Origin of the sequence: Lachnoclostridium sp. An169 (assembly GCF_002160525.1) — a bacterium.
In the GTDB taxonomy this organism is placed as follows: domain Bacteria; phylum Bacillota; class Clostridia; order Lachnospirales; family Lachnospiraceae; genus Mediterraneibacter; species Mediterraneibacter cottocaccae.
Window position 1 is genome coordinate 252387 of record NZ_NFKT01000002.1, and the last position, 25861, is coordinate 278247.

Below are 25861 nucleotides of genomic sequence, written 5' to 3' on the forward strand. Positions count from 1 at the left end.
TGCTGTGGCAGTATAAACAGCCTCTGTCATTTTCCCAGGATACTGATGGCTTTTTTTAGAATCTCAAGGGCATCCTTTGTATCCCTTAGCTCTCGTTGGAGACAAGCGATCTCTTTTGCCTCATCACTGGAATAATTGCCGGATCCTCTTGTTGGCACACAGCCTTCATGTTCCTTGGCTGCCCGGAGCCATGTTTTGAGCGCAGAATCACTGATTCCCAGATTTTCAGCCGCTTTCTTGAGTGTGAGTTCCGGATGATCCAGACGATACCTGACTGCATTCTCCTTAAACTGCTGATCATATTTCGTACCTTTTGCCATGTCTGTGATTCCTCCTTCATATCATCTTTCTTATCATACATGATTTAGGTATACATGGCATCTTTATTTTGTACTATTTTTATACTATCACTACTTAGCCGCCTGGTTAACCACGAACCGACAGGAAACAGAGCAGCCGGGCATCTTCCGGAACATGAAAACATCAGAGGGAGGGACTGCTATCAATGAATGAAAATCTTTCCCTTACTCACGAGGAACTCCTGATCTGTGAACGCCTGCGTTCCCTGAGGATGTCCGGAATGGCAGATGCATTTGAAAGCCAGATGCTGGATCCGAATGCCGATCTGGCGCCCTTCATTGAACGGTTCACGGAGATCGTAAACCATGAATGGCAGATACGATACGACAAAAAGTTTAAACGCTATCTGAAACAGGCACATCTGCGCTATCCGGATGCTGATCTGGATGAAACCATTTATGATCCTGCAAGAAAACTGGACACAGATGCAATTGAGCGGCTGGCAACCTGCCATTGGATTGATGAAGGAAAGAATCTCCTGATTACCGGGATGACAAGCAGCGGGAAAACACATCTAAGCAATGCCTTGTGTATCTCTGCTCTTCGCCAGCTGAAGACGGTGCGATATATCCGTGCAAACACGCTCATGCTTGAGCTGGAGCAGGCCAGACTGAAGTCAACCTATCTGGAATACGTTACCGCGCTGTCCAAACTTGATCTGCTTGCGATTGATGACTTTGGTCTCATGGAGCTGGATCTGGATAAATGCCGTGATCTCTTCGAAGTAATCGATGGACGGGATGGACGCAGGTCCACAATCATCATTTCACAGTTTCCGATCAAGTCATGGTTTGATCTGTTCAGGGAACATACTTATGCGGATGCATGTCTTGCCCGTATTACTGATAAGCGACATAGCTATCGGCTTGAAATGAATGGTATCAGTATGCGCGAAGCTGAGAAATAAGCATCTGTCATCAGAGGGATGATGCTCCGCACCGTTTAAAATGGACTGAGCGCACCGTTGGTGCGGAGCATATGCCCCCTTTTACTGGAATTTACATCCACGCGAACTTTATGTATCTATCTACTCTATTTTTATATATTCCCCGAAAAATATTCCATCCGGTGGTAAAATAGAACTGGTGATACAAATGACGAAACAAGAATTCGGAGAACACATCCGGAAATTGAGAACGGAAAGAGAAATAAAACAGGAGACGCTTGCAAGGGATCTGAATATCCGCAGACAGACCATCTCATCTTATGAACGCGGCGGCAGTCTGCCGGATATATATACACTGATGAAAATTGCCGATGTTTTTGATGTATCGCTGGATGAACTCGCAGGACGGGAATTTCCCCAAAATGCTGATATAAAGGAATGATTGATACAATGATAGAGAGTATGATTCAGAATTCTGTAGGAAAGAGTCTGAGAGAAGTGAGAAATCGTTATGGCATGAATCAGGAAAAACTTGCCCTTAAGCTCGGAATCAAACGACAGACGATCTCCTCCTACGAACGTGGCGTTACATTTCCGGACATCTTTACTTTGATTCGTATCGCAGATGTTTTCAATATATCCCTGGATGAACTTGTGGGAAGAGAATATCCGCCAAAGCCAAAAGAGGTACCGGGGCGGATGCCGGCAAGAAGGAGCGCCAAAGACCGTTGGAACAGAAAATGAAAATTTCATATAGCCAGGACTTTCGAACTTCTTTTTAATATGACTGTTTGTCCGAAAGTCCTGGCTATGTGTTACCCATTTTCTTAGCCGGAAATTATTTGTCTTTTTTATTTATCTTTTTCTGTATTTCCCAACTGCTCCATCAGTTCATAGACCAGTTCCTGGTTCCGCCTGCTGAGTTTTTCATAGCTTCGGCAGATATTCATATGCTGTTCCATATGAGTCTGTACTTCTATCCGGTATTCTTCTGTCATCCTTGTATCCGACAGGCGTAAAATATAGTCTGTAGATACATGAAAGAATTTTGCTATATGAATCAGTGTGTCAGCAGGAAATGTATTGAGACCATTTTCGATTCTGCTGATCGTCTGTTGGGAAACGTTGATCTTAAGAGCAAGTTCTGTCTGATTCATTCCCCGTTCCAAGCGAAGTTCCCTGACCCGATTCTCCATTCTGTGTTCCTCACAATCTTTTGTATACTTTATTTCATTTTAGCTGAAATATCGTGTCGCACTATTTGTATTTTCGATATGTGAGTACTCAATTACTGGATAAAAATGGAAATTATGGAAATCTGACATAAACACACTTCAATATAATGAATGATAAAAGGGAACAGCCGTTTTCCAGCTGTTCCCCATGTAGCACTCTTTTTGCGTCTTTTACTCCGCAAACAACTCTTCTTTATATACTCCGTCTTCGATCAGTTTCCGGAAGGATTCTACCACCACCGGCTTATCCTCTTTATATGTAACGCCGAACCACCGGTCATCTGTTCCCAGAACTTTTACTGTAACCTTTCCGGCTTTTAGCAGCTCATCAATATAGATCGGAAGGAGATACTCTGCCTTTGCCTCATTTCCGTTCAGCTTTTCAAAAAACTCAACGAAACCTGTCTCAAGCATCCCAACAAACTCCGGCGTCAGCCCCCACATATTCATGGAAACGTAGGACAATGCATCGACAGGCGTCAAGGTCCCGTCTGCATCCACAGCTGCTCCATCAGCAGTCTTGACAATATTGGAAGTCTCATTTACGCCGGTCAGATAGCCGTTCTCATCCAACTGGCAGATTCCTCTGGTGACACCGCCGTTTTCACTGAGTGTATTTTTCAGGATAAATCCTGCCATGCAGAATTCATTTGATTTCTCCGGCGTATATCCCTGCAGGAAATCATGAATCTTAACAAATGCTTCTTTTCCATAATAATCGTCCGCATTGATAACAATAAACGGCTCTTTGATCAGGTCTTTACAGGCAAGAACCGCCTGGCCGGTTCCCCAGGGTTTCGTTCTGCCTTCCGGAACTGTGAAGCCCTCCGGTATATCGCTCAGATCCTGAAATGCATAGCATACTTCGACATTTTTCCGCGCACAGATCTTTTCAATCCTGTCTCCGATCACTTCGCGGAAATCTTTCTCGATATCATGGCGGATGATAAAGATTATCTTATCAAATCCCGCTTCCATAGCATCATGAATGGAATAATCCATGATGATTTCACCGTTCGGACCTACCGGCTCGAGCTGTTTGATCCCCCCGCCAAAACGGGAGCCGATTCCTGCTGCCATGATAACTAATGATGTTTTCATCTTGTTTTCCTCCTGAAATTCTCACAATTCACCGGGACTGCTGTCTCCGGATCCGGGTAATATTCTGCCGGTGACATATCTATTGTATCAACCCATCGGAGGAAATACAACACCCTATGGATAATTTCTCGTTTAGACTTCATCTGCTTTTATCACGGCATGGTTCTGGGACTTTTGCGCAGTCAGGGGAACTGGTTGATTCAGTCGAATGCAGAAACAGGAGAGGGCTACAGCGATATCTGCATATGTACTGAGAAACGGGTCGGAATTATAATTGAATTGAAATATGCTGAAGACGGCAATCTGGAAGCAGCCTGCAAGAAAGCGCTAAAACAGATTGAAGATAGAAAATACGCTGAAGGACTTAAACATAGAAATATAGAAAAAATTATCAAGTATGGTATGGCATTTTGTGAAAAGGAATGTATGGTTGTAATGGTAAAAACAGACTCTTCAGTACCGACCTGATACGGAAATGGTTGGGGAATGAGCCGCCATTGGAGAAAAAAGTTTAAGAGTACAGGGGGCATCGCACTAAGTCATTAGTGCGATGCCCCGTATTCGCCATTTTCAATAATACACTTTACAAAATAGATATTTTCAGGCATAAAAAGAGCATGGAACAAGGCTACCCCATCTCAACCATACAGTCCTTTTCATAAAAAGCGATTCCGTATCGAATAATTTTTTTCATTCCCCGCCGCCTGAGCCCTGCTGCATACGACTTTTTCTCAATCTGGCGGAGTCCTTCTTTACAGGCTTTTTCCAGATTCCCATCGTGGGCATACTTCAACTCAATCACAATCCCGATCCGCTCAGGTGTGCGGATAGAAATATCACTGTAGCCAAGTCCATTTTCCGTGTTAGACTGAACACTCCATGTCCCCTGGCTTTGCAAAAGCCCCAACAGCATACCTTGGTAAAAGTTTTCTTTCATATTTTTCCGCACCGCTGTATCACGGATACTGATGGACTCCCAAAGATAGTCCTGAAGCATTTCCTGGATTGTGGGGGCATCTCCGTCAGGGAACGCCGCACAAAAACGGTTGATCCTGAAGGTATCTGTGCGCGTCATTTCCTGAAACCAGTTCTGTATAAGGTCGGCAAACAGTTTCTGGATTTCACCGTTTGGAATCCTTAACCGAAATACATCTGCATCTGCATTTTCCACATGCTCCCCGGTCAGATAGCCGGTAGCATAGAGCACACTCCAGATGTTATCCAGAGACTCCTCTATATCCCTGTATGTCAGTTCCTGACGGATACTTTTTATGATCGCCTCACCGTTTAAAAGATCTTCCATCTGATCTTTTGTGGTCTGATCTGCTTTTTTGAGCAGGCGGAGAATCAGCTCGTTTCCGCTGGTATTTGCCCAATAGTTTTGGGGTGGAGCCGACGGATCAGCCAATAATTCATCACAATAATTGATCACATCCCAGGGACAGTACACATCAACTTTTCCAAAACGATACCCGTCGTACCAGTCCCGGAACACGTCTTTATGAGATGTCAGGTCATAGAATTCTAACAGTTCATCCACTTCTGTATCGGTAAAGCCGAAAAATTCATTATACCGGACATCTGAAATGGTGTGTACTTTCGGATTATTTAGTCCGGTGAAAATGCTTTCCTTGGAAATTCGCAGGCAGCCGGTTAAAACAGCGAAATAAAGACTTTCATTTGTCTTCAGTGCATTGCCGAGCATATTACGGATAAGAGTTACCATCTCATCATAATATCCTGCCTGGAATGCTTTATCCAAAGGAACATCATACTCATCAATCAGCAGGATGACTTTCTGTCCGTAATGTTTACACAGAAGCTGTGAGAGTGTTTTTAAACTATCGGTCAATATGGGAACTGACATGGAATAGCTTGCTGAACTCCTGCTTTCTACATTGAAGAGACGTCCATATGCTGTTTTATCTTCATCATCAAGGACTGTACTTTCACGAAGAAAGCGGAAACGACCTGCCTCATTTCCAATCACTGTCCGCAGCGCTGCAGATGCTTCCTCAAAATCCCGCCCATCTACACTTTTCAGACTGATGGAGATTACGGGAAATTTCCCCATGTACTTATCGCACAGTCCCTTTTCCTGCATGATTTTCAGCCCCTCGAAGGGGGATAAGTCAGCGCCAATCTCAAAAAAGCATTTGAGCATACTCATATTCAGAGACTTTCCAAATCGTCTGGGTCGGGTAAACAGGTTTACTTCACCCCAGTTCTGTAAAAGCTCCTTAATGAACAAGGTTTTGTCAATATAATAGAAATCATTCGTTCTGATTTTTTCAAATCCGTCTATGCCAATGGGAAGTTTTTTATGTTTCACAGAGCAAAACACTCCTTTCCTGTAGCGTCATTGTAAATTCATTATAGTCGCTTTTGATGCAAACTGCAATGAAGGATTGCAGGAAAGCCCTTTCATGTACGTATGAGATGCAAAAAGCAGCAGCGCGGATACATTTACCGTTTCCAGTTCCGGGAGAACATCGTGAATCTGTTATTTTTTCTCTTGGGAAATACAGAAACCACTCCATGGAGAAATTCATAAGTGATCCAGTGAATTTTGCTGTACCCGAACAAACCCGCTATAATCCGCACTGTACTCCACGGTCCATTCTGATACGCCATTACATTCCAATAGAAGTGGCGCCGATACTACCTTCTTTTTTAATCCGGTATTCCTGGATGCCAATGACAGCCTAAGCATATCAGGAATACACATCTCCACTTTTTGATTTTGTGGTACGCGCTGACCGGTTATGGGAAACACTATAACACTTCCTTCTGAACATAAAATCAAATCCAAATCTTTGATTTTAAAAAGTTCTGTTGCTGACAAAACAAAATTAACATCTGTATCATAGGGTAAATGTAGTTTTTGTAATAAAACCGTAATTGGCATAATAGTATTCGTCGCAACAATGTGACGATACCTGAGAATTCTAACGGGCAGTTCTTCATAAAAACGATCATAAAAACCTTCCACCAAATAATCTGTCTCTGCCTTGCTTTTTCCTTCAATCTCCTTGTCCAATTGCCATGTCATATTGCGAAAATGATTATTATCCATAATATAAATATTTTCAAAAAACTTTTCCGCTTTTAGGCCAGATACTTTGTCTTTACGCCAGATAGAAAGTGCCAAATCACATGGATCATTTTTATGGTACAATTCCTTATGAATCATACAGCAGAGAAGATTATAGTTACTGGTTGCGATATAAAGACAGCCTCTATCTTTCTTTTCAGTTTTTCTGAAAAGATGTAAAATTGGAAGCAAAGTATGCCTAGACCAGGCGTATTTATGCAACTTGTAAGTCAGCAAATCTTTATCATATATGTAATAAAGCATTATCCGTTCTAAGGAATTAAATTTATCTAATTGATATTCTTTGCACTTATAATAAGTTGCATATGGGTTCATTTGATAGGTGTGCTTCTTTTTTGCTGTATTTTTCTCCTCTGCCTTCTTCTTTTTCTTCTCTGGCAGTAATTGATTTTCATCCAGTTTTGACCACCAAATATTGCTCAAGAGCCTCCGGGGTTTTGATTTCTTTTCAATATCTATCATTGAAACAATGTCAAACAAAAGTCGATCCGCAGACTTGGGATATGAAACAAAATAATCATATTCCAACGAATCCATACTGCTAAAGTATGGTAATATCTGTTCAAGACAATCTGCAAATAAGCACAAATATTCATGGATAAAGTCAACAATCCCTTTTCGGATTTCTTCACGTAGAAAACGTTCCCCGTATTTTACTATGCTATCAGAGTATAATTCTTTTTCAAAATATATTCTGATCGGATAGTCAATCACACTCTTGCTATTATAAAATATGTTCTTCTTATATAATGTGGCTACAGATTCTTTTGCGAAAATTTCATCTTTATCTTCAACTTTTATAAAAGAAATATGCTTTTCATCTAAATATCTCTTTGTTGGTCTTTTTCCATTTCCGATATATAAAACTTCATCTTCCTCACATAAATATTTTTCGACTATTATCTCAAAAATATCCGATTGATAATCAAAAGCATTAAATACATTTTCTTTTCCAAACCGTTCGGTGAAGTCGCTATATTTCCGGTGTGATGTGTTAACAAAAGCAATGGGCTTACCTATGTTTATGGTAAATTGATATATATCAATTAATGCTTCATTAAGATAAGAATATTTCGTCCGCAGTTCATTTTCCAACTGTTTCAGATCATCTGACATAAGGTTATCAGTAAAATATTCTGTTGCATTTGTTTCTGATTTGTGGGTTATTCCTTCTTCAGAAAAATACTCCAAATATTTTCTACGCATCTGCAAAATACTGCCAAGCTGTATTTTATAAGTCTTTTCCCAGTTTGCTAATAACAATTCTTCAATTTGATTATCATTTAAAACATCCAAGCACATCACGTCAGGAATTTGAATGCAAACTACTTTTGTCTTATTATCTAAAATTTTATTCTTTATTTTTTCACGTAGAGGATTGTATTGGGTTGTCTCTCTATAAAAATATCCTTTCCATATATCTTCAAATTGATCCAATTTTGCTTCGTCCGGAACCCTTATTCTATTTAGAATTTCTTTTAATTCTTTTTTGTCCGTATCCTCAATATTGGCCTTTTCTACACTTGCCCCCCACGTTTTTTTCCAACGTTTAGCAGCCTTTCGGACAAATTCTTTTCCTTCCTTTTCATAGTGTTTTCCCTCGAAATATCTGTCTAGAAATTCAAATGCATCAACTATATCATTAATGTTTTTATACAGTTTTTTTACACCGCCACCACTTCCAGTAGATGCATTTTCATGACGAACATAAAAATAATTATTTTCTTCTGTACTATAAACAGATTTTGCATTTGTCATAAAAACAGATCCATATACAAAATCTTCTAACATAATATGATGTCCGGTATATTGGCTTAATATATCATAGCAACGATCCCAAATCTCTCTTCTATAAATCTTATTCCATACGAACCACCACTGAGAAATTTCTGCATCCATTCCAAAATACGCTTTTCTGATCTCTTCCTGACTGTTCAGTGCTATATCTCGTATAGCATAATTACCAAGGCTTCTATGAAATCGTTCTCCACTTTTTTGGTAATATGTGGTCATATTTGAAATTACAATTTCTGCTTTTGATTCTTGTGCAGCCTGCAGCATGCTACGATAATAATCTCTTCCAACAAAGTCATCACTATCCAACGAACAGATATATTGTCCTTTTGCCTGTTCGTATCCCCTCAATCTCGCTTGAAACAGTCCGTTATTCTGGTCACAATTTACAATTTTTATCCTGTCATCAATCTCAGCATATTTTTGCAAGATTTGCTCGGACCCATCTGTAGAGCCATCGTTTACAAGAATCATTTCTAAATTTTCGTATGTTTGTGTCAAAACACTCTCAATACATCTATCCAAAAATTCACTCGTGTTATACACAGGCACAATAATTGATAATAACACCTGTTTTCTCATGTTTCTCACTCCTCGTATAATAAGTTTATAGCCAAAAGTATCCGGTTAGTAGCTTATCCTTTCGTAATATATAGGTAAGGAGTTCCAAAAGGAATCTACCTTCATACACATTCCTGCTAAACAGTTAAAAGTTACGATAAGGGTCGATTATCCAACACTAATTTCCAACATGAAAAAAGCGGGAAGTCCTGCTGCCTCAGATTATGACGCAGCAGGACTTCCCGCCTTGATGAAATAAAAGTACAATATTCATTTTTACTTCTCGGAATCTACTTTAATAATTTATTTGCCTGGAGTTCACAGATACAATAATCGGTAAACGCCTTACAGTACTTCTGGGATATCGGACATGTAATTACTATTTCTTCTTTTGCGGGAATGGAATCCGCAGACAGGATAAAATCGCACAGTCCGATTAAAAATTCTTTGTTCGTAGGAGTTTTATCAGCCGATGTTTTCTGAAAAATTGTCTTGAGCAGCTTGTCGTTAGCGGATATCCAGACACCTTTGATTACTCTTCGCATATTCCTCTCAACACATTTCCAGCTTGTATTATAAGTAGTGGCTATTTCTATGTATAACGACTTTACAATACTTAAAACCAGCCGTTCATCCTCCAGCAGCAGATTCAGGCCGTATACAATGTAGTTGTAACCGCTGTTCAGCCGATTCATTCCTAATAAATTTAAAATTTTGATAATTAATTGCTTGTGATTCATGACAAAGCTCCTTCCGGGATTAGTTATGTTAATATAGTAATTTGGAAGAATCTGGCAAAACAATGGACAAATTTCGACTTTATTCGACATTTTGTTGCCCGGATTCAATAGTCTGCAAAAAGCGACCTCCAGGAGCCTTGTTTTGTGGCTCTCAGAGATCGCTTTTATAAGAGCAGAAGTATTATATTGGAAATTTATATGGCAGGCAATACCGCATTTAATGATCCGTTTCATGCCGTCCAGTTTTGGCTGCGCAGTACAATTCTTTGTATCAATCTGTTCCAGAGCTTCCCGGTAGCCTGCGTCCAGGTCGCCATCGGCGGGATATTTGAGTTCAATGGCAATCCCGATTTTTTCAGGAACGATTTCGACAACGATATCAGCATAGTCTTTTCCGCTTTCACGGTTGGAAAATACTTTCCTTTGTCACTCGCAGACATCCAAGCAGGATGACAAAATACAGGCTGTCATTTGTCTTGAGAGGCTGCTCGAACATGTTGCGAATCAGGTGGATCATCTGGTCATAATAACCGTGTTCTTCCGCCTTCACCAGGGGTACGTCGTACTAGCTTTCCCGAGCATTTCGGAAACAGCGATAAGCTGTCTGTACAAAGCTTTCTCAGCACCGTTCAGATTCGTGCTGCTTATAAGAACATCATAAAAACGGAGCGTTTCATTTCCGATCACAGAGCACATAAAGGAACGCGCTGCCGAATAGCTGTCTCCGCTGACATTTTTCAGACTGACGGAAACCACAGGAAAATGCCCCATGTATTTTTCACACAGATCGCGCTATTTTGAAATCTCAAGTCCTGCAAACAGGGAAGGATCGCATCCGATTTCAAAAACGATTTCAGCATGTTTATATTCAGGGATTTCCCAAACCGGCGGGGACGGGTGCGGAAGAGTAATTTACTCTGTTTTGTCAGTAAAGACTTAATCGTTCCGGCTTTATCTATATAGTAATATCCCTCCGTCCGAATTTCTTCAAAGTTCTCGATTCCGACAGGAAGCATTTTCGATTGTAGTAAATTCGGCTGTATCTGATTCATCCGGGATACACTCCTTTTCGGAAATTCCAGTGAATTCATTATAACTTTTTTTGATAAAAGCTGCAATGAAGTTTTGTGAAAAACTATTGACACTATCCGCAATGATGCTTTCATCCAGACACCAGATTGAAGAAATGGTATACGGTAAACCATGAGTACTGGCTCATTTTTTGACCGCCGTTTCCGGCGGCCAGGTTTACAGATTGGTTGTTTTTGACTTGCTCCGGCAGATTTCCGGAAGCTGATCTGACCAGGGAAGCAGTTCTTCTATAAAACTGTAATCCGTATCGTCCTGGTGGTCTTTCAAAACTGTCAGGACATGGTCCAGATAACGGAACGGATTCAGGTTATTCGCCTTTGCTGTTTCCGCTATGCTGTAGATGATCGCGCTGGATTTCGCACCATCGATACTGTCGATCAGTTTCCATGCATGTTTGTGCAGGCAGAAACTGCGGAGCGCTCCTTCTGTTACGTTGTTATCAAGAGGAACTTCTCCATCATTCAGGAACACTTTCAGTGCCTCTTCCTGATTGATACAATAGTTGATCCCTTCCAGTGTTTTCCCTTTGGGAAGACGATTGGAAGATTGAACTTCTTTTACCCACGCAAAGAAAGCCTCCACCAGAGGTTTGACTGTCATCTGCCGCTGCTTTTTTCGATCATCCGGTTCCAGATCAGACAACTGATTGTCCAGATGATAGATGGCCCCGATCCGTTTCACCGCTTCATACGCAACGGTATCTTTCGCAGTTTTTTGTGCTTCTTTCGGGAGCGCTTTTAAGGCATCCGAGAAATACCGCCTCGCATGGGTCCAGCACCCGGCAAATGTGATATCCGGATTTTCCCGGTCCAGTTTCCTGTAAGCGGAATAGCCGTCACAGACGACTACGCCTGTGAAACCTTTCAGGAATTCTCTCGGGTGATCCGCTTTTCGGGTCCGCTGATATTCATACAGGACGATAGGCGTATCTTTGTACATCTTCCCGGTGCGGTAGATCCACATATAGCTCTTACTATTTGCGGGGCGCCCATCCTTCGATACCATGACCGGGGTCTCGTCAGCCTGCAGCACATGGAAACGGTACACCTCTTTATGAAGATAATCATAAAGGGGACCCAGATACCGGTCCGCACACTGGATCATCCAGTTCGCCATTACCTGCTTGGAGATGTGGATATCATTCCGTAGGAATTCCTGGCTGATCCGGTACAGCGGAAGCCCGTTTACATACTTGGCATTCATGATACTTGCCGCCAGGGATGGAGTCAGGATGCTGTTGCGGAGCAGATCTTTCGGACGGTCAGCCTTAATGATCGTCTGATTGTCCTTGCCAGCGTAGACAGCTACATGATGCTCTTCGACTGTGTACACGGCTGGCTGGACACGGACTCTTTTATAAACTTCATCCGGAAGCCTCTTCCAGCCATCTTGACCAAAGAGTTCCTGCAGTTTTTCGTCCGAAAGAGTATGAGGGATCACTTCAACCGGAAGATCCTTTAAATCTTCCTCGCGTTTTCCTTTCCTCTTCCGGTGCCTGACCTGGATCACATCTTCTTCGGCCGGCTCAACGACATAAAGTGTTTCTGTCAGGGCTTCTGCTTCGTTAAAGATGAGTTCCAGTTCTAACTGGCCTGCTATGACATCCAGTTTTTCAGAAGAACGCCCATAACGTTTATTGTTTGCGTCAGCGATCTGCTCGATCAGGCGCTCCATGTTTGCGTTCAGCTGGCTCAGTTGATCCTGCATGGACAGGATCACTGCCACGAGTGTTTCCCTGCTGAAGCTGTTCAGTTCTTCTGGTGAGTAGATCTTTGACATGTCCGGTGCTCCTTTGTTTTGCTGGAACTATTGTACCGCAAAACAGAAGAAAAAGCGAACCGCACAAAATGATCATTCGTCATTCTCACCATAGGATAAACACTCTGAAAAGCCGAAAAAACTAATAGTTTTTTCAGTTTTTCAGAGTACTTATCCACACGGCAGCTTGCTGCCGGTAAGTACTCCATGATTGAATGAATGCGATGAGGCGCGGCTGTGGATAACTTCCGATCTATTCGAGACGGTAAAGACGAAAAGATTTTTGATTTTCTCCATTTTGCACAATGTCTTACAGGAAATCCTGGGGATGCACTTCCTGGATCGGATGTCTGGAGACGATTTCCAGCCCCTGCATCAAAGCCTGGTATTGCTCTGGTGTGATTTCCAGTGCCTCTTCTTTTGTACGGGGCCAGCTGAAGCCGCCAAGCTCCAGCCTTTTGTAAAGGAGAAGGAATCCGTCGCCTTCCCATACAAGCCCCTTGATGCGGTCACTTCGTCTGCCACAGAAGAGAAAAAGGATGTCCTTTTCATATGGATCCAGCTGGAAGTTGAATTTAATAATAGATGCCAGACCATCGATCCCTCGGCGTAAATCTGTATATCCGGCAGCGATATAGATTTTCCGGAATCCGGTTGCATTATTCAGCACCCAGGAGCCCTCCAATCCGTAAGAGAAGCTCATTCGACGCTGAATTCGAAATCTCCAGGATGAGGCTGCCTTTTCGGATCACGAGATCCGGATGGAAAACCGGATCTGTGCTCTGGGAAGAAGATGGAAGCTGGATCTCGGTAAAAGAGACCGTTCTCTGAGGCGCTGGCGTCAACTCTTGATCCGGACCGACAGTTGCCGGTAATGATGAATTCTGGGAATTCTCGAAAGCTTCCCTGCGCAGGATTCTCTGCCAGTAGAAGAACTGCTTTTCTGAAATTCCATTTGCCCTGCACCAGGCAGTTTTAGACATCCCGCTGTTGATGCATTCATTCATGATTTTGGCCCAGTGTTCTGCACGGACCTGATGTGTGATCTTATCCATAGGGACAACTCCTTTAAAAAACTTGTAGTTTTCTGGAGTTATTATCTCATGGATAGATAAAACTAGCACGGTACTAGTGGTTTACCGTATACGATCTCTCTGACCCACGCGAAATATTCCTCAACCAATGGCTTGATTGAGGCCTGTCGTTCCTTCAGGCGTTCTTCCGCAGTCAGTTCTTTTAAGGCTCCCTCCAGGTTATGGATTGCCCCGATCCTTACCAGTGCTTTATACGCGATGGAGGATTTGATGGCTTTTTCATTTCCCTTCCCAATCGCCTTGATCGCATTGGCAAAATGCCGCCTCGCGTGCGCCATGCAGTTCGCGTTGGTCACCCCTTCCAGTTCCCTTGCCAGCTTATGGTATTGTTCCAGCCCATCCGTCATCAGGATCCCTTTGAAGTCTTTATAATACTCTTTGGGGTGGCTGCTGTGCCTGGTCTTCTGGTACTCATACACAACAATCTTTGGACCCGGACTGAGTTCGCCGGTGAGATGCACCCACATATAGCTTTTACTGCCTGCAGGTCTGCCGTCATGGATGACTTCTACCGTTGTTTCATCACACTGGTTGACATGAGCTTCCAGTTGACGTTTTTTCATCCAGTTGTATACAGGCTGGAAATATCTTTCCGCTGTCCAGATCGTCCAGTTAGACATGGTCTGTTTCGACAGCTGAAGTCCGTTTGTCTGAAAATCTCTGGCAATACGATCCAGCGGATTGCTGTTCACGTACTTTGCATTGATAATCGCTGCTTCCAGAGACGGAGTGGCAATACTCCCTCTAAACAAAGTGGAAGGATGGTCACCCCGCAGAAACTCGTCCTGATGGAGCCCGTCTGTTCCAACGTATACTTTTACGATATGTTTCTCTGCAATCCATCTCGCAGGTTCGAACCGCAGCTGCCAGTAAACCTCATCCGGCATGCTTTTATAATTGCTTTCACCAAAGGTTTTGATCAGTTCCTCCTCCGGGACATCATGAGAAATTTCCTCCTGTGGGAAATCTTTCAGGTCTTCTTCTTTCTGTCCTTTTTTCTTTGCGCGGCGCACGGGTTTCAGTTCCAGACAGATTGCTTCCTCTATTGTTGGTTCTGGCGCGTCTTCACTACAGTTCGCTTCCGCCTCATTAAAAAAGGAGAGCTGTCCTGCAATCTCGCCCAGTTTTTCTGTATGCCGTCCAAAACGCTGCTGGTTTGCCAGACGGATCTGCTCGATCAGATTCTCATAGTCATGCTCCAACTTATCCAGACGGTCCTGCATCTGAAAAATGACACCGTCTTTTGTCTCCATATCCATGTTTTTCAGTTGTTCGGGTGTAAATTTCTGACACATACTGACGACCGCCTTTCCTGTAAAAAGTATACCAGAAAGTGCTCAATTGCGCCAATCACGGCAGAATAGTAATCCGTCATTTTGCCCTGATTTTTAGCATGTCCAGTTTCGAACTGACCGTCTGTAAAATATAGGATCCTCAAACTTTGCCTGTTCCCGGAAGTACCGCTGACGGGCTCTGCTGCTGTATCAGCAGATGCCTTTTACGCCTCTGGAGCGCTGATTTTCAGGCGGATAAAACAGAAAAAAATTTCTCTGTTTTGCACAATCATTTCAATATATTTTTCCGGGTGCCACCTCTTTCACTCTAAGGTCCAGCGGGTTAAGCCCCATCATCAGATAATGGAACTGCTCTTCCGTGAGATCGGCTGCCTCCTGTGTATCCCTTGGCCAGGACATCCGCCCGTTTTCGAATCTTTTATACAGAAGCAGGAATCCTGTCCCCATCCAAAGCAAACCTTTACATCGGTCAGACCGCTTGCCGCAGAAGAGGAAAAGTGTCCCTTTTTCAAATGGATTCTGCCCATACTGATCCCCGATGATCATTGCCAGCCCATCAATTCCCTTCCTGAGGTCAACTGTTCCGCAGGCAAGGACCACACGCCGGATCCCTGCCGCATCCTCAAGCATTGGCTACCTCCCGCAGGATCCTGCTCAGAAGAGATTCGGAGATCTGGTTTGAGATTTCTATACTCATTGCAGAAGTCCGGATAACGGCAGCCGGTGTACGACCGGCCTCGCTAACGCCTGGTATGTCTTCTCTGCCGACTGCCGGGCTGTATGGGATTTCTGCAAAAGAGACTTCCGCTTTTTCTGTCACAGATGGAAGCATCTCTTTTTCTTTCATCTGGTCATAGGCCTGCTGTCTGAATTTCCGCTGCCAATGATAATAGCTCTGCTCACAAATTCCGTTTTCGTCCATCCACTTTTTAGCTGACTGCCCTGCGGGACGCTGCCCGCAGGCTTTGATAATGTTTCTCCAGTACTCGGCGCGTACCTCATGAGTACACTGATCCATGATGTTAGTTCCTCCTTGAAAAAATCTATTGTTTTTTTCAAGTATGGACTAAAACTCAATTTAGTGAAAGGCGAGCGATTTGACGTTTACAGAAGAAGGGATCAAGATCCTGTATCATCTCATAAAACTTCGGGATGACCTTGGCACCTCCACACTCTTCAGCTGTCAGTATTCTCCAGATGAGTGGGGAAACCAGCTGAGTGACGAGAAGGAATGCTACGGTAAGCTTGACGGAATCCGGCGCAGACTGACTACAGGATTTACTGTACTGATTGAGAAAGCATAGCTTTCTTCTGGAACAACGATCAATACTGATCAGTAGGGCGGAGTACCCTCTGCCCTGCTGATATCTCAGGCTGGCCGTTTAATATGGCCCTGACTGGCCGGGAAATGCGGCCCTGCTGGCCGCGGAAAGTGGCTGTTTGCACCAAGCAATATGTGGTTCTCTTTCAGAGCTTTTAAATTTTCACTGATTCCATCATAGACATCAGCTTCTGATTTCCCTTTGGAAGCATAGTACTCCCTATAAAATTTTACTGCTTCTGCCGCCTGTTCTTCTGTGAGCCCGCAAGTCTCTCTGAAAACAGACAGAAGAGGAGCGCCGATAGCTTTTCCCACGAATTTTTCACCGGGAAACGGTAAATGCATCTTTTGAAATGCATATTGATAGGAATTTTAAATCCCCGGAAACGACTGACTGCCTTATTTTTTCATGTATGTCCCGCGGATGCCGGAATCCTCCTATCTGCGTCTGATCCGGATCTCTCCCCGCTTTGCCGGGAGCATGATCTCCAGAGCTCCGCGGACATGTTCCGTCCAGCGGACAGGACGGAGCTCGCATCCTTCCGCCCCGGCAGATGGTTGCTCGTGCAGTGTGTCTTTCCCGGCGCAGCCGTCGAATTCTACAGCGTACGAATAAGCGGAATCCATGACCACGATGATCACATTTTCCCGCCCCTCATGAATCTCATAGCAGATCTGTGCTTCACTGCAATCTGGACTGAACCATTGTTCTCGGATCCAGGTTCCGTACCCTGCCGTCACTGTACCCTTCCTGTAATATGCATGAAACCAGACTGCGATAGGCGCTGACAGTCCGCTGAACTGATGGAACCATCCTCCTCTTCCTGTCTCGATCTGGATCATCTCAAATGTATGATAGCTGAAATCTGCCTCCTGTTTCCACACCGTAAGGGCCATATCCACAATACTGTATGCGAAATCCGCTTCGCCGAGATCGAGCATGGATTTCCAGACCAGATATTGATACGGAAACCAGACGCTTCCATTCCAGTAGCCGTTATTTTTATAATAGGAAGCGCTCTGGTCTACCGTCGAGATCCCGCACCGGGACCACAGTTCCCCTTCTGTTTTCAGGTGAGCAAGCATCCGCCTTTGCTGTTCCGGTGTACCGATTCCTGCGATAAGGGGCGTTACCCCGTCTATTCCCTTATTATAATTTTCCCCTTCCGGTGTTCGGAAGATCTCTCTGGCATTTCCCGAACGATCATGAAGCACATAGCCGAAATATCCGCTTTCTTCATCCCATGCATACGTCAGGAGAGCGTCCGTCACCTTCCGGATGTCCTTTTCTATTTCCCCAAAATCCTCTGCATATCCATAGTACCGCGCCGTCATTTGCATGATTTTCGCAACCCTTATGAAATGCGCACTGCTGCATATGGGAGCGACATATGCGGAAAGTTTCTGCCTATGCATGGCTGTCTGCGCCGGGTAATCGTCCATCCCGCCAGCATTATAAAAATAGTCGTAAACAGTCAGCATGCCGCTTTTCAGCCGGGACATTGTAGACCCTTCCGTCCTACCTGACATGAAACGGTAATACCTAATCAATCCGGGGTAATATTTTTTCAATTCTTCTCTTCGCCCAGAGTCTGAACGCATCAGAATCTCATGCCAGAGATAAAACTGAGTGGGTACAAGAGAGCCATGGGCGAGAAATGCAAAGTCCTGATTATCTTCTTCCGATAAATATGTATCCAGCACATACTCAGCCCTTTCCGGGGAATATTCCAACAGACCCAGACCGATAAAACCGGAATCCCATGTATAGACGCTGTCCCAGCGTTTCCCCGGCGTATAATGGACGATCTGCTCCCCATGGCGAAAGATGGGGTAAACCACATTGAAAAACAAAGCGTTTTTCATAAGTCCCGAAGAAAAACTATACTTTCTGCCTTCCGGGTTGAGACGGAGTTCTTCAGACTTCTTCCGCCGTTTATCCCAGATCCATTCCAGCCGTTCTTTAGAATATGTCTCTTCCTTAGTACTCACATAAGCATACTCGACATCCGATCCGTCGGCCGGGATAAAGATTGCCTCAGCTACATTGATATGGTAAAATCCTTCATCCGAATGTTTTTCTCGAAAAGAACCTGTAAAACTCCTGGTCAGATTATCATAAGAGGGATCCGGATTTGTCAGCCTGGTAATAGGCGCGTCCTCCAAGCAGCCGGAGTACAGGTTCCGGCTTCTTACCTGCCGGTTCAGGATATGCAGATAAAGAGGAGGTTCTCCGTAATGATACCGGTATTTCGTCCTTTCTCCATCCTTCTCAATTTGAGGGATCGTATTCCGTTTTTCCATAAGAAATATGGCATTTCCGGCTTCTGCTTCTTCCATAACAGCAAAACAGTCGATCATGATCCCGTTCTTACAAGTTCCCTGGGCGGTCATATCCAGGAAAAAACTACTCTGCACGTTTTGCTTTTCACCTGTTCCATCCCCATCCGGGCCTGTTCCGTAAAGAGGGTAGAAAACCACATCTGGCGCCGTAGACGCTGGAAATCTTAAAGTTCCGTAATTGCTATCAAATACAACATCCTCTTCATTTCCGTAAGTGGCATATCGTACCATCAGGACCGGTTTTTCATAGATGTGTCTCAGTATCCTGCGGTACGACACTCGATCGCCGGCTGTTCCGCCAAACATCCGGAACTGTTCCAATGCACACATTTTGGCATAAGGAGTCTCCCCAAGAGCCGTCCCTTCCGTAAAATCTGCACGCATCTGCTCCCCTCTGTGCATCCCATCAAAGCTAAGATGATCCCAGGGACGGTTCCCAACCGGAGCATATTCTTCAAAGGCAGTGCCTTTCCATAAATCACTTTTATCCGGAAGGACGGCTTTCCATTCAAAGCTTCGGGGATATTCCATGGCAGCATAAAAGTTCAGAAGACAATTCTGAGCCAGGGCTGTCTCATTGTGATATTCTGTCCGGATCCCCCAGGTTTCACCGTCCACTTCAAAAAAATCTACATCCGCATAGAGCTGGTCTTTCCACAGAAGTTCAAAGCGGCAGCGGTAAAATTTTCCGTCTGAGTCACACTTCCAGGGATGCCAACCGGACGGCACCGTCACATTCGGTACGGGGACTGCACCGTTAGCATAAGCCGGATGGACGATCAGATCAAACCTGGCGCCCTCTTCCTGGCTTTCTCTCATAATACGCGAAATTCCCATATATTTCTTTGAATAGGGTCCCCATACAGGTATCATGCGTCTTTTTTCTTCTCTCATATTTCCTCCCTAGCGACCGACAATCTTTCTATTTTCTTTGTTCATTTTTCTCCTTTCGTATAGCCAATATATTCTTTGCAACGCAATATTTTTTGAAAAACCATACGATAGAGTTAATGTAACGTTTCAACGATATTTTCACTTGACATTCTACATGATTTTTTCAAATAAACAGTGTTACAAAAAAGTTTAATCCCAGCAACTATACTTCATCTTCTGGCGCAGGTGTCCAGTCACTTGGGAAAAATCCTTTTTCAACCTTAGGTCTTCTAAAATAGAATATTTGAGATATAGTATTATCATAATTCATATTTAGCGCTTTAATTTGAGCAGAATATGAATCACATAAATCCTCATTCATATTTTTTAATTCGTTTAACGGAAATAACACTGAATATTTCTTCCACCCGTCTTCATAAGACTCTATAACTTTTGAGAATTTATGATTACTTAATTTGATATTTGCAGTTTCTGAATAACGCCGTCCATTTCGAGAATTGTGCGCGCCTATCGATACGTAAATATATTCTGGATCTCCAAGGACCTCAAAAGAAAAAACCATATCTCCTTTTATTTCCTTACACTTAAGTGACATTCTCATTCTCAATTCATACCATTGATTATTAGTTATTGTAACTTTTGCCATTTTAAAAGAATTTTCGGCATCTTCTATTTGCCATTCACCGGAACCAGGATATAAATTTGTTAGAAGCCTTGAATTCAATATTAAATTTCTCTCATCTATATCAAAAAATATCTTTTTAGAATTCTCATAACGTTCATTCCAAATAGAAATTAGCTTGCTGTTTTTTTCACCTTCTTTTTTAGCAAGATACGCCTCTCTTTTTGCCTCATAATATTCTTTCCAAAATCTATTAACAAAAAGACAAAATCCCTGGAGACAATCTGCAGATACTTTTTTCTTTATACACTGACAGATGGCTCTAATAGCCAAAAAAACCGTAGGTGTTTCAAACGAAGAATGTTCATATGGAGTACCAGCTGCTTCATAAATCCAAACAAACAAATTATTTTTCTGTGTAATTCCGTATTTGGGAACAAAATCAATAAAACGGCAAAGATATGCCAAATCATATTTATAATCGTGATCTGAAAGGACATTAACCATAATCAGAAAATTTGTTTCTTTATTATTAAGTATAAGATTTGCATTATCATTTCGTATAAATTTGTCTTTTTTATTTCTAATTGCCAATCCTGTTACTTCTTCTATCTCCGGTGTTCTGAAATACGTATCTAAATCCAGCTGAGGATTTAGCGCAACAACCGTTACTCCTTTTATATAATAGGATATTCCAATTGCAGCTGTTCCACCTCCGGATGATCCAAATAATACAATTTTTTCAACTTCAATATGCAAAATTTCTGCTATTCTTTTGATAACTCTTGCACAATATTCCCGATAATTTTCTTCAGGTGTTCCATAATACCATCCCAGTTTACATTTTTCAAAAGAGTAAAACATAGGATCTTCTAAACATAAAATAGTCCCATCAACATAATTATTGTATGTATTCCGCAAAAAACGTGGAGGCTTTTCGAGATTATCAATTTCTCCGGCTCTTGCCCCATGAAAAAAAACATACATGCTTTTCTCTTTTCCCAACATTAAATAGCCTTCTATATGTGCAGATCCAATATCAGAATAAAATCTTCCATCTGATATTTTCTTGTCTTTTCCCGGATCAAATTTAGAGGGACTTTTACTTAACATATCTTTGTTAGATGATAATTTGTTTAATGATTTCACATTCTCTTTTGCAGACTCCCAAGGGAGTTCATGTTCATCATATTTTGTCATTAGATTATTTAAGATTACAAATAGATCTTCGTTTAACAACATATTACGTCCTCGTCTTAAAATTCAAAAAGTGTCGCATGACTATTAGAAAGTGTCTTTTTATCATATCATTATCTTTAAAATGCCAAAGTATAATTCATAGAACTATATTTAAAATAGCTCTATGAATCATTACTAATTGGCAAAATAGATTATTTTTATGAAATAATCAACAGAACCGATCTTTTCTTATCCATTGTATCAGATCATTCAGATTTCCCGTTGTATTTTCATAATGTTGTAATATTCTGGCAAGACTTTCATCATTGTTATTTCCCTGTCGGACATTCATTTTCCATAATGCTACATCTTGTGAATTTTCAATAATTTTTTCTACACAAAAATGTTCGGGCATGACAATTTTTAATTTGGCATGACTTGCCCAGATTTTAAGCCATAAATCATCACAAAATAAGCAGTTTTTCTTTATAGCTTCGCTATCAAAAGCCTCTTCAGGCAATGCATGTGGCGGGTATAAAACGCCACCCACGCCCGTAGGAACAAGTTGTGTTGAAGGAGTATCTTGTAATATTCTATATTCCATTATCCAGCCTTCATAATCCATTATGCTGCCATCACGTCGGAAGCCAATTAAATTTGTCCGCATTGCAGAAATGCAATCTGGGAATTTGTTATAACTATCCAAAAGATTTTCCACAAGATGCTCATCATAATATATATCATCATCAACAATAATAATTGGATTTTCTTTATATTTTTGCATGGCATAAAAATATTTTTTGTGTGGTTTCAAATCATCTTTAACCCATTGGATTTCAAAAAAGTCGCAAAGATTTTGTTTTACAATAAGTGAACCAGGTAAATCTTTCTTTTTATTTGGAAATTCTTCTTCGGATAACCATAGTACAATTTTTAAAGGTTTGACTGTCTGATTAATTAATGTGTCAATTGTCTTTCCAACAATATTTATCCTGCCAGGATGGGAAGTAAGAGATACCACAACTTTATTATTAAGTTTTTCTATTTCAGCAGAAGTTTTTGTAACTTGTATCGGATGCGCCTTCTTATATGAATTACTAAATACTTCTTGATTATGTTTTCTTTGAGCAGCAAAAATCTCTGTATTTTTAGTTTCACTAAGCGCATATAATTGTTTCATGCTTTGAGTATATGCGTTCATTCCCGCAAGCTTATCGTATAGTAATCTGGATTCTTTTCCCATTTGTTTTAATTGAGCTTTGCAATCTATTATACTCATCATTGCCGATCTCAAGCTTTCAACATCGCCTGTTTTTACAATATATCCATTTTTTTCGGATACCATATATTTAGCACCAACGTTTTCTGTTACAATTAAAGGTTTTGAAAGCATTGCTCCTTCAAGAGCAACAAGAGAACAAGATTCATCTCTTGAAGCTACAACTACTACATCCATCTGAGATAATTGTCTGATTTTCTCTTCTTCACCTTGAATCAGTCCGATATAATATACCCCCTCGACGTCTTTCATTTCCCTAAAAAGATAGGAACAAAACGGGCTGCCACTATTGATAAAACCACCCGCAAAATATAGTTCTGCTTTATTCCGATACTGTTCTGGAAGAGACTTGTATGCTGCCAACAGCACATCGTAGCCCTTTCGATATTCCATCGTACCAAATTGAACAAATTTAATTTTCTCTTCAGTTCCCGGAAGATACGGGACGGCCATATCTGATTCGTCCTCTACACAATTATGTACAACTTTTATTGGCTCATTTGCATACTGGCTTAATGCTGTTGCCGCATAATCACTCACAACATAAATATCCGAACTATATTTAATAACATAAGCTCTTTCTGGATTGTTCCTAATAAAATCCGGTATATTAGTAGCTTCTCTTATATACCAGACGGTAGGAATCAATTGACAACAGATCTCTGCAAATTTTGAGGTCATTACTGTATTGCAAACAGCCATGTCGTAATTTTTGATTTGTTCTTTTCTTTGATCTATTTTATTTTCTGGAACAATGGCTACTTCAAATCCCTCTTTTTCAAATTCACGTCGGAATGGTCCTTCTTTTGCTGACCACACAGTTAGACCATAACCAAGATCTCTCGCAACTTTGCACATTCGTAACAGGCTGCGAGGAGCTCCTGAATAAATTAATTCAGGGCTAACAAAAAGAATTTTTTTGCCATTTGTTTCTTTTTCAATATATTCTGCTTGTTCATTATATTTTCCATCAAACAATTCTGAAAATGTTGGAATAATGTTTGCGGTTTCCGCTGAAGACATTGCATCATAGGAAAAATCTTTATATACTTCATATAAATATTGATCGTGCTCTATACACTCCCTAATAGGGAAAAAAGCTGAATATGGCGGAATGATAAGTGGACTTTTACATTCTTTCGAATAATCTTCATAAAGCCTTACAAAATCTATCATACCTCTCTGCATGCTTTCGATTTGATCAATATTAGGTACAAGGTTTTGTGAATAAACAAATCCGACACTATTATCTTTTTCCAGTTTGTAGCCAAGAAGAGAACGCTCTGTAGAAGTAAATAAATACTCAAATGGCATATGTAATTTATCCATTATTTTAGAATTTCTGCTTCTGGGAGGTCCCGGAAAAATATGTCTTGTAATATCCATGTTCGTAAAAGGAGTATTCAAATAAGCCTCTATTTCATCAAATTGTATACTATTCTTAATAAGATCATTTCTATTCGTTGCCAAAAGGGAACCAAAAATCTCCCCATTATATCCAGAAATGTTATTTTTAATAAAATATTTTAAGGCTGTTATACAGGTTCCAGACCATCCGATGTCTACTATCAAAATATTATTTGCAGTTCCTATTATATCTGTAAAATATTTTCTTGCTGCTTCTCTTGCTTCTTTATTATGCTCATATATTACAGGTTCACATTTATATAAAAATTCTTGAATTCTTTGATCATCATGTATTGTTGCAGGAAAATAGTATCTGTCAATATTATATTTTTCTAATTCCTCCACCAGATATCCATAACCAGTCTCCTTTAAAATAGTTTCCATTGTTTTAGTATTACGATACATTTTTACATAACGCATAATGTATCTGTTAGATAAGTCATATAAATAGTGTTCTGATGTGACATTAAAGATAGCAAATCTGGAAATATTAATATATTCGGCTTCCGTTTGTTTATAAAATTCTTTATATATTTTATAAATCACATCGCAATCTCTAGCGCAAAATAATATTTTATCAATTTTTTTTCTTTCTACGATCTGATTTATAAATTTGCAATATCCTGCAGCTAAAATACCACCAACTCTAAATCCATGTGTATAATAAAGATCTCTATCCCATAATCCGTTATTCATATTTGTCTGAATAACTGCTCTATAAAAACTGGCTGCCATATTCTCCAATTCTGGTTCTCTGTATATATAATGACTATCTGGATTATAAACAGCATCAATACCTGCTTCTATACTTTTCTCTACATCTGCTGCATAATTATCTCCAATATGAACAATCTTTTTATTGGGATAAGCATCTATTAAAACTTTTTGAAGAGTCCCATCACCTTTCCGCAATCCATATTCATTAGACAAAAAGATTTGATCATACTTGGTATATCCATTTTTTTCTACCAATGTTTTTATAACATTTAATGGCAAATACATATCAGTAGTAAATACTATAGTCTTTCCAAATTTTAATAACATTTCATATACACTTAAAATGTATTTATTAGGGATAGACATGTTGAGTTCTAATTCAATTTCACGTTCCATCCATGAGCGGTCTATATTGAATCTTTCAGCCAACACATCATATATATCACTTAAAACAATCTCTCTTGTTCCTGCTGTTTTTTCCTTTATGTTTCTGGCAAAACTCTCAGCTTTTTTTCTAATGTCGATAAAATCATTTTCTCCCATTTCGGCCGACATAATAGAAAAAATGTCATTCGGTTTTTCTACTTTCCTATAAATCAGCGTATCAAAGATATCAAATGAAATAACATCATAATCTACTATTGAAGCAACAAATTTATTTACACTTTCCCGTTTAAAATCATTTTCATAATACAAAAAATTCTGTTTTTCCCGCATTATTTTCTCTTTTATTCCATCTCCATTTTTAGATATACTTTTCTTTTTAGAACTTTGATTTTTAACTTCCTGATCTGCAATTTGAACTATTTTACCCTTTGGAGGTTCATCGAAATACATTAATCGTTCCTTGCTTTTTTTTACTTGATAATGCCATTTTATTTTTAATAATATTTTTAAGTGTTTGAAATGGTTTTCGTAATGTTCCTTGATGTTCTCCATGACATATCGCTCATACTCATATTGGACATCTGGATTTTTTCTTACAAGATTATAATAAATTTTATCTTTAAAATTCCCCATAATTTTCTCCTCGTAAATATATTGAATGAATAAAACATAATATTTAAG

23 protein-coding genes and 1 pseudogene are annotated in these 25861 nt (G+C 40.8%); 6 read left to right on the top strand and 18 right to left on the bottom strand.

The features are described from left to right. Positions 1 to 26 precede the first annotated feature (26 nt). Entirely contained in the window at positions 27 to 320 is a 294-nt protein-coding gene (locus tag B5F07_RS02640; RefSeq protein WP_087159719.1) for a transposase, read from the bottom strand. Positions 321 to 505: 185 nt separating this feature from the next. Between B5F07_RS02640 and B5F07_RS02645 the strand changes: the two genes are divergently transcribed. From B5F07_RS02645 to B5F07_RS02655, 3 genes are all read left to right on the top strand, one after another. Next, positions 506 to 1267, top strand: coding sequence for an ATP-binding protein (locus B5F07_RS02645; protein ID WP_087152611.1), 762 nt, complete (start codon positions 506 to 508; stop codon positions 1265 to 1267). Positions 1268 to 1454: 187 nt separating this feature from the next. Further along, on the top strand, positions 1455 to 1688 hold the full coding sequence (locus B5F07_RS02650; RefSeq protein WP_087159720.1) for a helix-turn-helix transcriptional regulator: 234 nt from the start codon (positions 1455 to 1457) through the stop codon (positions 1686 to 1688). A gap of 8 nt (positions 1689 to 1696) precedes the next feature. Next, on the top strand, positions 1697 to 1990 hold the full coding sequence (locus B5F07_RS02655) for a helix-turn-helix domain-containing protein (protein ID WP_242972400.1): 294 nt from the start codon (positions 1697 to 1699) through the stop codon (positions 1988 to 1990). 107 nt (positions 1991 to 2097) lie between these two features. Here B5F07_RS02655 and B5F07_RS02660 read toward each other — a convergent pair whose 3' ends face one another. Both B5F07_RS02660 and B5F07_RS02665 read right to left on the bottom strand, forming a co-directional pair. Beyond that, complete coding sequence (locus B5F07_RS02660) at positions 2098 to 2442, bottom strand: helix-turn-helix domain-containing protein (protein ID WP_087159721.1); 345 nt, start codon at positions 2440 to 2442, stop codon at positions 2098 to 2100. Between the two features lie 210 nt (positions 2443 to 2652). After that, positions 2653 to 3582: a nucleotidyltransferase family protein gene (locus B5F07_RS02665; RefSeq protein WP_087159722.1), complete on the bottom strand. Its 930-nt coding sequence runs from the start codon at positions 3580 to 3582 to the stop codon at positions 2653 to 2655. 159 nt (positions 3583 to 3741) lie between these two features. Between B5F07_RS02665 and B5F07_RS02670 the strand changes: the two genes are divergently transcribed. Further along, on the top strand, positions 3742 to 4050 hold the full coding sequence (locus B5F07_RS02670) for a PD-(D/E)XK nuclease domain-containing protein (RefSeq protein ID WP_087159723.1): 309 nt from the start codon (positions 3742 to 3744) through the stop codon (positions 4048 to 4050). A 160-nt stretch (positions 4051 to 4210) separates the two neighbouring features. On the opposite strand, the gene B5F07_RS02675 is transcribed toward B5F07_RS02670, so the two are convergent. The 3 genes from B5F07_RS02675 to B5F07_RS02685 form a co-directional block, all read right to left on the bottom strand. Then, on the bottom strand, positions 4211 to 5914 hold the full coding sequence (locus B5F07_RS02675; protein WP_087159724.1) for an AAA family ATPase: 1704 nt from the start codon (positions 5912 to 5914) through the stop codon (positions 4211 to 4213). 216 nt (positions 5915 to 6130) lie between these two features. Further along, complete coding sequence (locus B5F07_RS02680; protein WP_087159725.1) at positions 6131 to 9073, bottom strand: glycosyltransferase family 2 protein; 2943 nt, start codon at positions 9071 to 9073, stop codon at positions 6131 to 6133. A 269-nt stretch (positions 9074 to 9342) separates the two neighbouring features. Further along, positions 9343 to 9792: a sporulation initiation factor Spo0A C-terminal domain-containing protein gene (locus B5F07_RS02685; protein WP_162613035.1), complete on the bottom strand. Its 450-nt coding sequence runs from the start codon at positions 9790 to 9792 to the stop codon at positions 9343 to 9345. 144 nt (positions 9793 to 9936) lie between these two features. On the opposite strand from B5F07_RS02685, the gene B5F07_RS22555 reads away from it, so the two are divergent. Next, positions 9937 to 10245 carry a hypothetical protein gene (locus tag B5F07_RS22555; protein WP_162613036.1) on the top strand — a complete coding sequence of 103 codons (309 nt, stop codon included), beginning with the start codon at positions 9937 to 9939 and terminating at the stop codon, positions 10243 to 10245. Here B5F07_RS22555 and B5F07_RS23505 read toward each other — a convergent pair. The 8 genes from B5F07_RS23505 to tnpA (B5F07_RS02725) all read right to left on the bottom strand — a co-directional run bounded on the left by B5F07_RS23505 (position 10193) and on the right by tnpA (B5F07_RS02725) (position 16049). Then, positions 10193 to 10309, bottom strand: coding sequence for a hypothetical protein (locus B5F07_RS23505; protein WP_334293365.1), 117 nt, complete (start codon positions 10307 to 10309; stop codon positions 10193 to 10195). The genes B5F07_RS22555 and B5F07_RS23505 overlap by 53 nt on opposite strands. Before the next feature lie 220 nt (positions 10310 to 10529). Beyond that, positions 10530 to 10997, bottom strand: coding sequence for an AAA family ATPase (locus B5F07_RS23510; protein ID WP_087159728.1), 468 nt, complete (start codon positions 10995 to 10997; stop codon positions 10530 to 10532). Positions 10998 to 11040: 43 nt separating this feature from the next. Then, positions 11041 to 12663, bottom strand: a complete 1623-nt coding sequence (tnpC, locus tag B5F07_RS02700) for an IS66 family transposase (RefSeq protein ID WP_087159729.1) — start codon at positions 12661 to 12663, stop codon at positions 11041 to 11043. 289 nt (positions 12664 to 12952) lie between these two features. Next, on the bottom strand, positions 12953 to 13312 hold the full coding sequence (gene tnpB, locus B5F07_RS22280) for an IS66 family insertion sequence element accessory protein TnpB (RefSeq protein WP_162613038.1): 360 nt from the start codon (positions 13310 to 13312) through the stop codon (positions 12953 to 12955). Continuing rightward, positions 13302 to 13697 (bottom strand): IS66 family insertion sequence element accessory protein TnpA, encoded by a 396-nt coding sequence (gene tnpA / locus B5F07_RS02710; RefSeq protein WP_087159730.1) that lies wholly within the window; start codon positions 13695 to 13697, stop codon positions 13302 to 13304. The genes tnpB (B5F07_RS22280) and tnpA (B5F07_RS02710) overlap by 11 nt, the downstream gene beginning before the upstream one ends. A gap of 62 nt (positions 13698 to 13759) precedes the next feature. Continuing rightward, positions 13760 to 15031 carry an IS66 family transposase gene (gene tnpC / locus B5F07_RS22970; protein WP_140397971.1) on the bottom strand — a complete coding sequence of 424 codons (1272 nt, stop codon included), beginning with the start codon at positions 15029 to 15031 and terminating at the stop codon, positions 13760 to 13762. Between the two features lie 273 nt (positions 15032 to 15304). Beyond that, positions 15305 to 15661 (bottom strand): IS66 family insertion sequence element accessory protein TnpB, encoded by a 357-nt coding sequence (gene tnpB / locus B5F07_RS02720; protein ID WP_087159731.1) that lies wholly within the window; start codon positions 15659 to 15661, stop codon positions 15305 to 15307. Next, positions 15654 to 16049: an IS66 family insertion sequence element accessory protein TnpA gene (gene tnpA / locus B5F07_RS02725; RefSeq protein WP_087159732.1), complete on the bottom strand. Its 396-nt coding sequence runs from the start codon at positions 16047 to 16049 to the stop codon at positions 15654 to 15656. Before tnpA (B5F07_RS02725) ends, tnpB (B5F07_RS02720) begins: the two co-directional genes overlap by 8 nt. 79 nt (positions 16050 to 16128) lie before the next feature. Between tnpA (B5F07_RS02725) and B5F07_RS02730 the strand changes: the two genes are divergently transcribed. After that, entirely contained in the window at positions 16129 to 16335 is a 207-nt protein-coding gene (locus B5F07_RS02730) for a hypothetical protein (protein ID WP_242972402.1), read from the top strand. Positions 16336 to 16400: 65 nt separating this feature from the next. Here the strand turns inward: B5F07_RS02730 and B5F07_RS02735 are convergent. The 4 genes and pseudogenes from B5F07_RS02735 to B5F07_RS02750 all read right to left on the bottom strand — a co-directional run. Then, positions 16401 to 16709: pseudogene (locus B5F07_RS02735) on the bottom strand (hypothetical protein); the annotation flags it as partial. 81 nt (positions 16710 to 16790) lie between these two features. Continuing rightward, positions 16791 to 19589 carry an MGH1-like glycoside hydrolase domain-containing protein gene (locus B5F07_RS02740; protein ID WP_087159734.1) on the bottom strand — a complete coding sequence of 933 codons (2799 nt, stop codon included), beginning with the start codon at positions 19587 to 19589 and terminating at the stop codon, positions 16791 to 16793. Positions 19590 to 19791: 202 nt separating this feature from the next. Beyond that, entirely contained in the window at positions 19792 to 21453 is a 1662-nt protein-coding gene (locus tag B5F07_RS02745; protein WP_087159735.1) for a hypothetical protein, read from the bottom strand. 166 nt (positions 21454 to 21619) lie between these two features. Beyond that, entirely contained in the window at positions 21620 to 25813 is a 4194-nt protein-coding gene (locus B5F07_RS02750; protein ID WP_087159736.1) for a glycosyltransferase, read from the bottom strand. Positions 25814 to 25861: the final 48 nt, after the last annotated feature.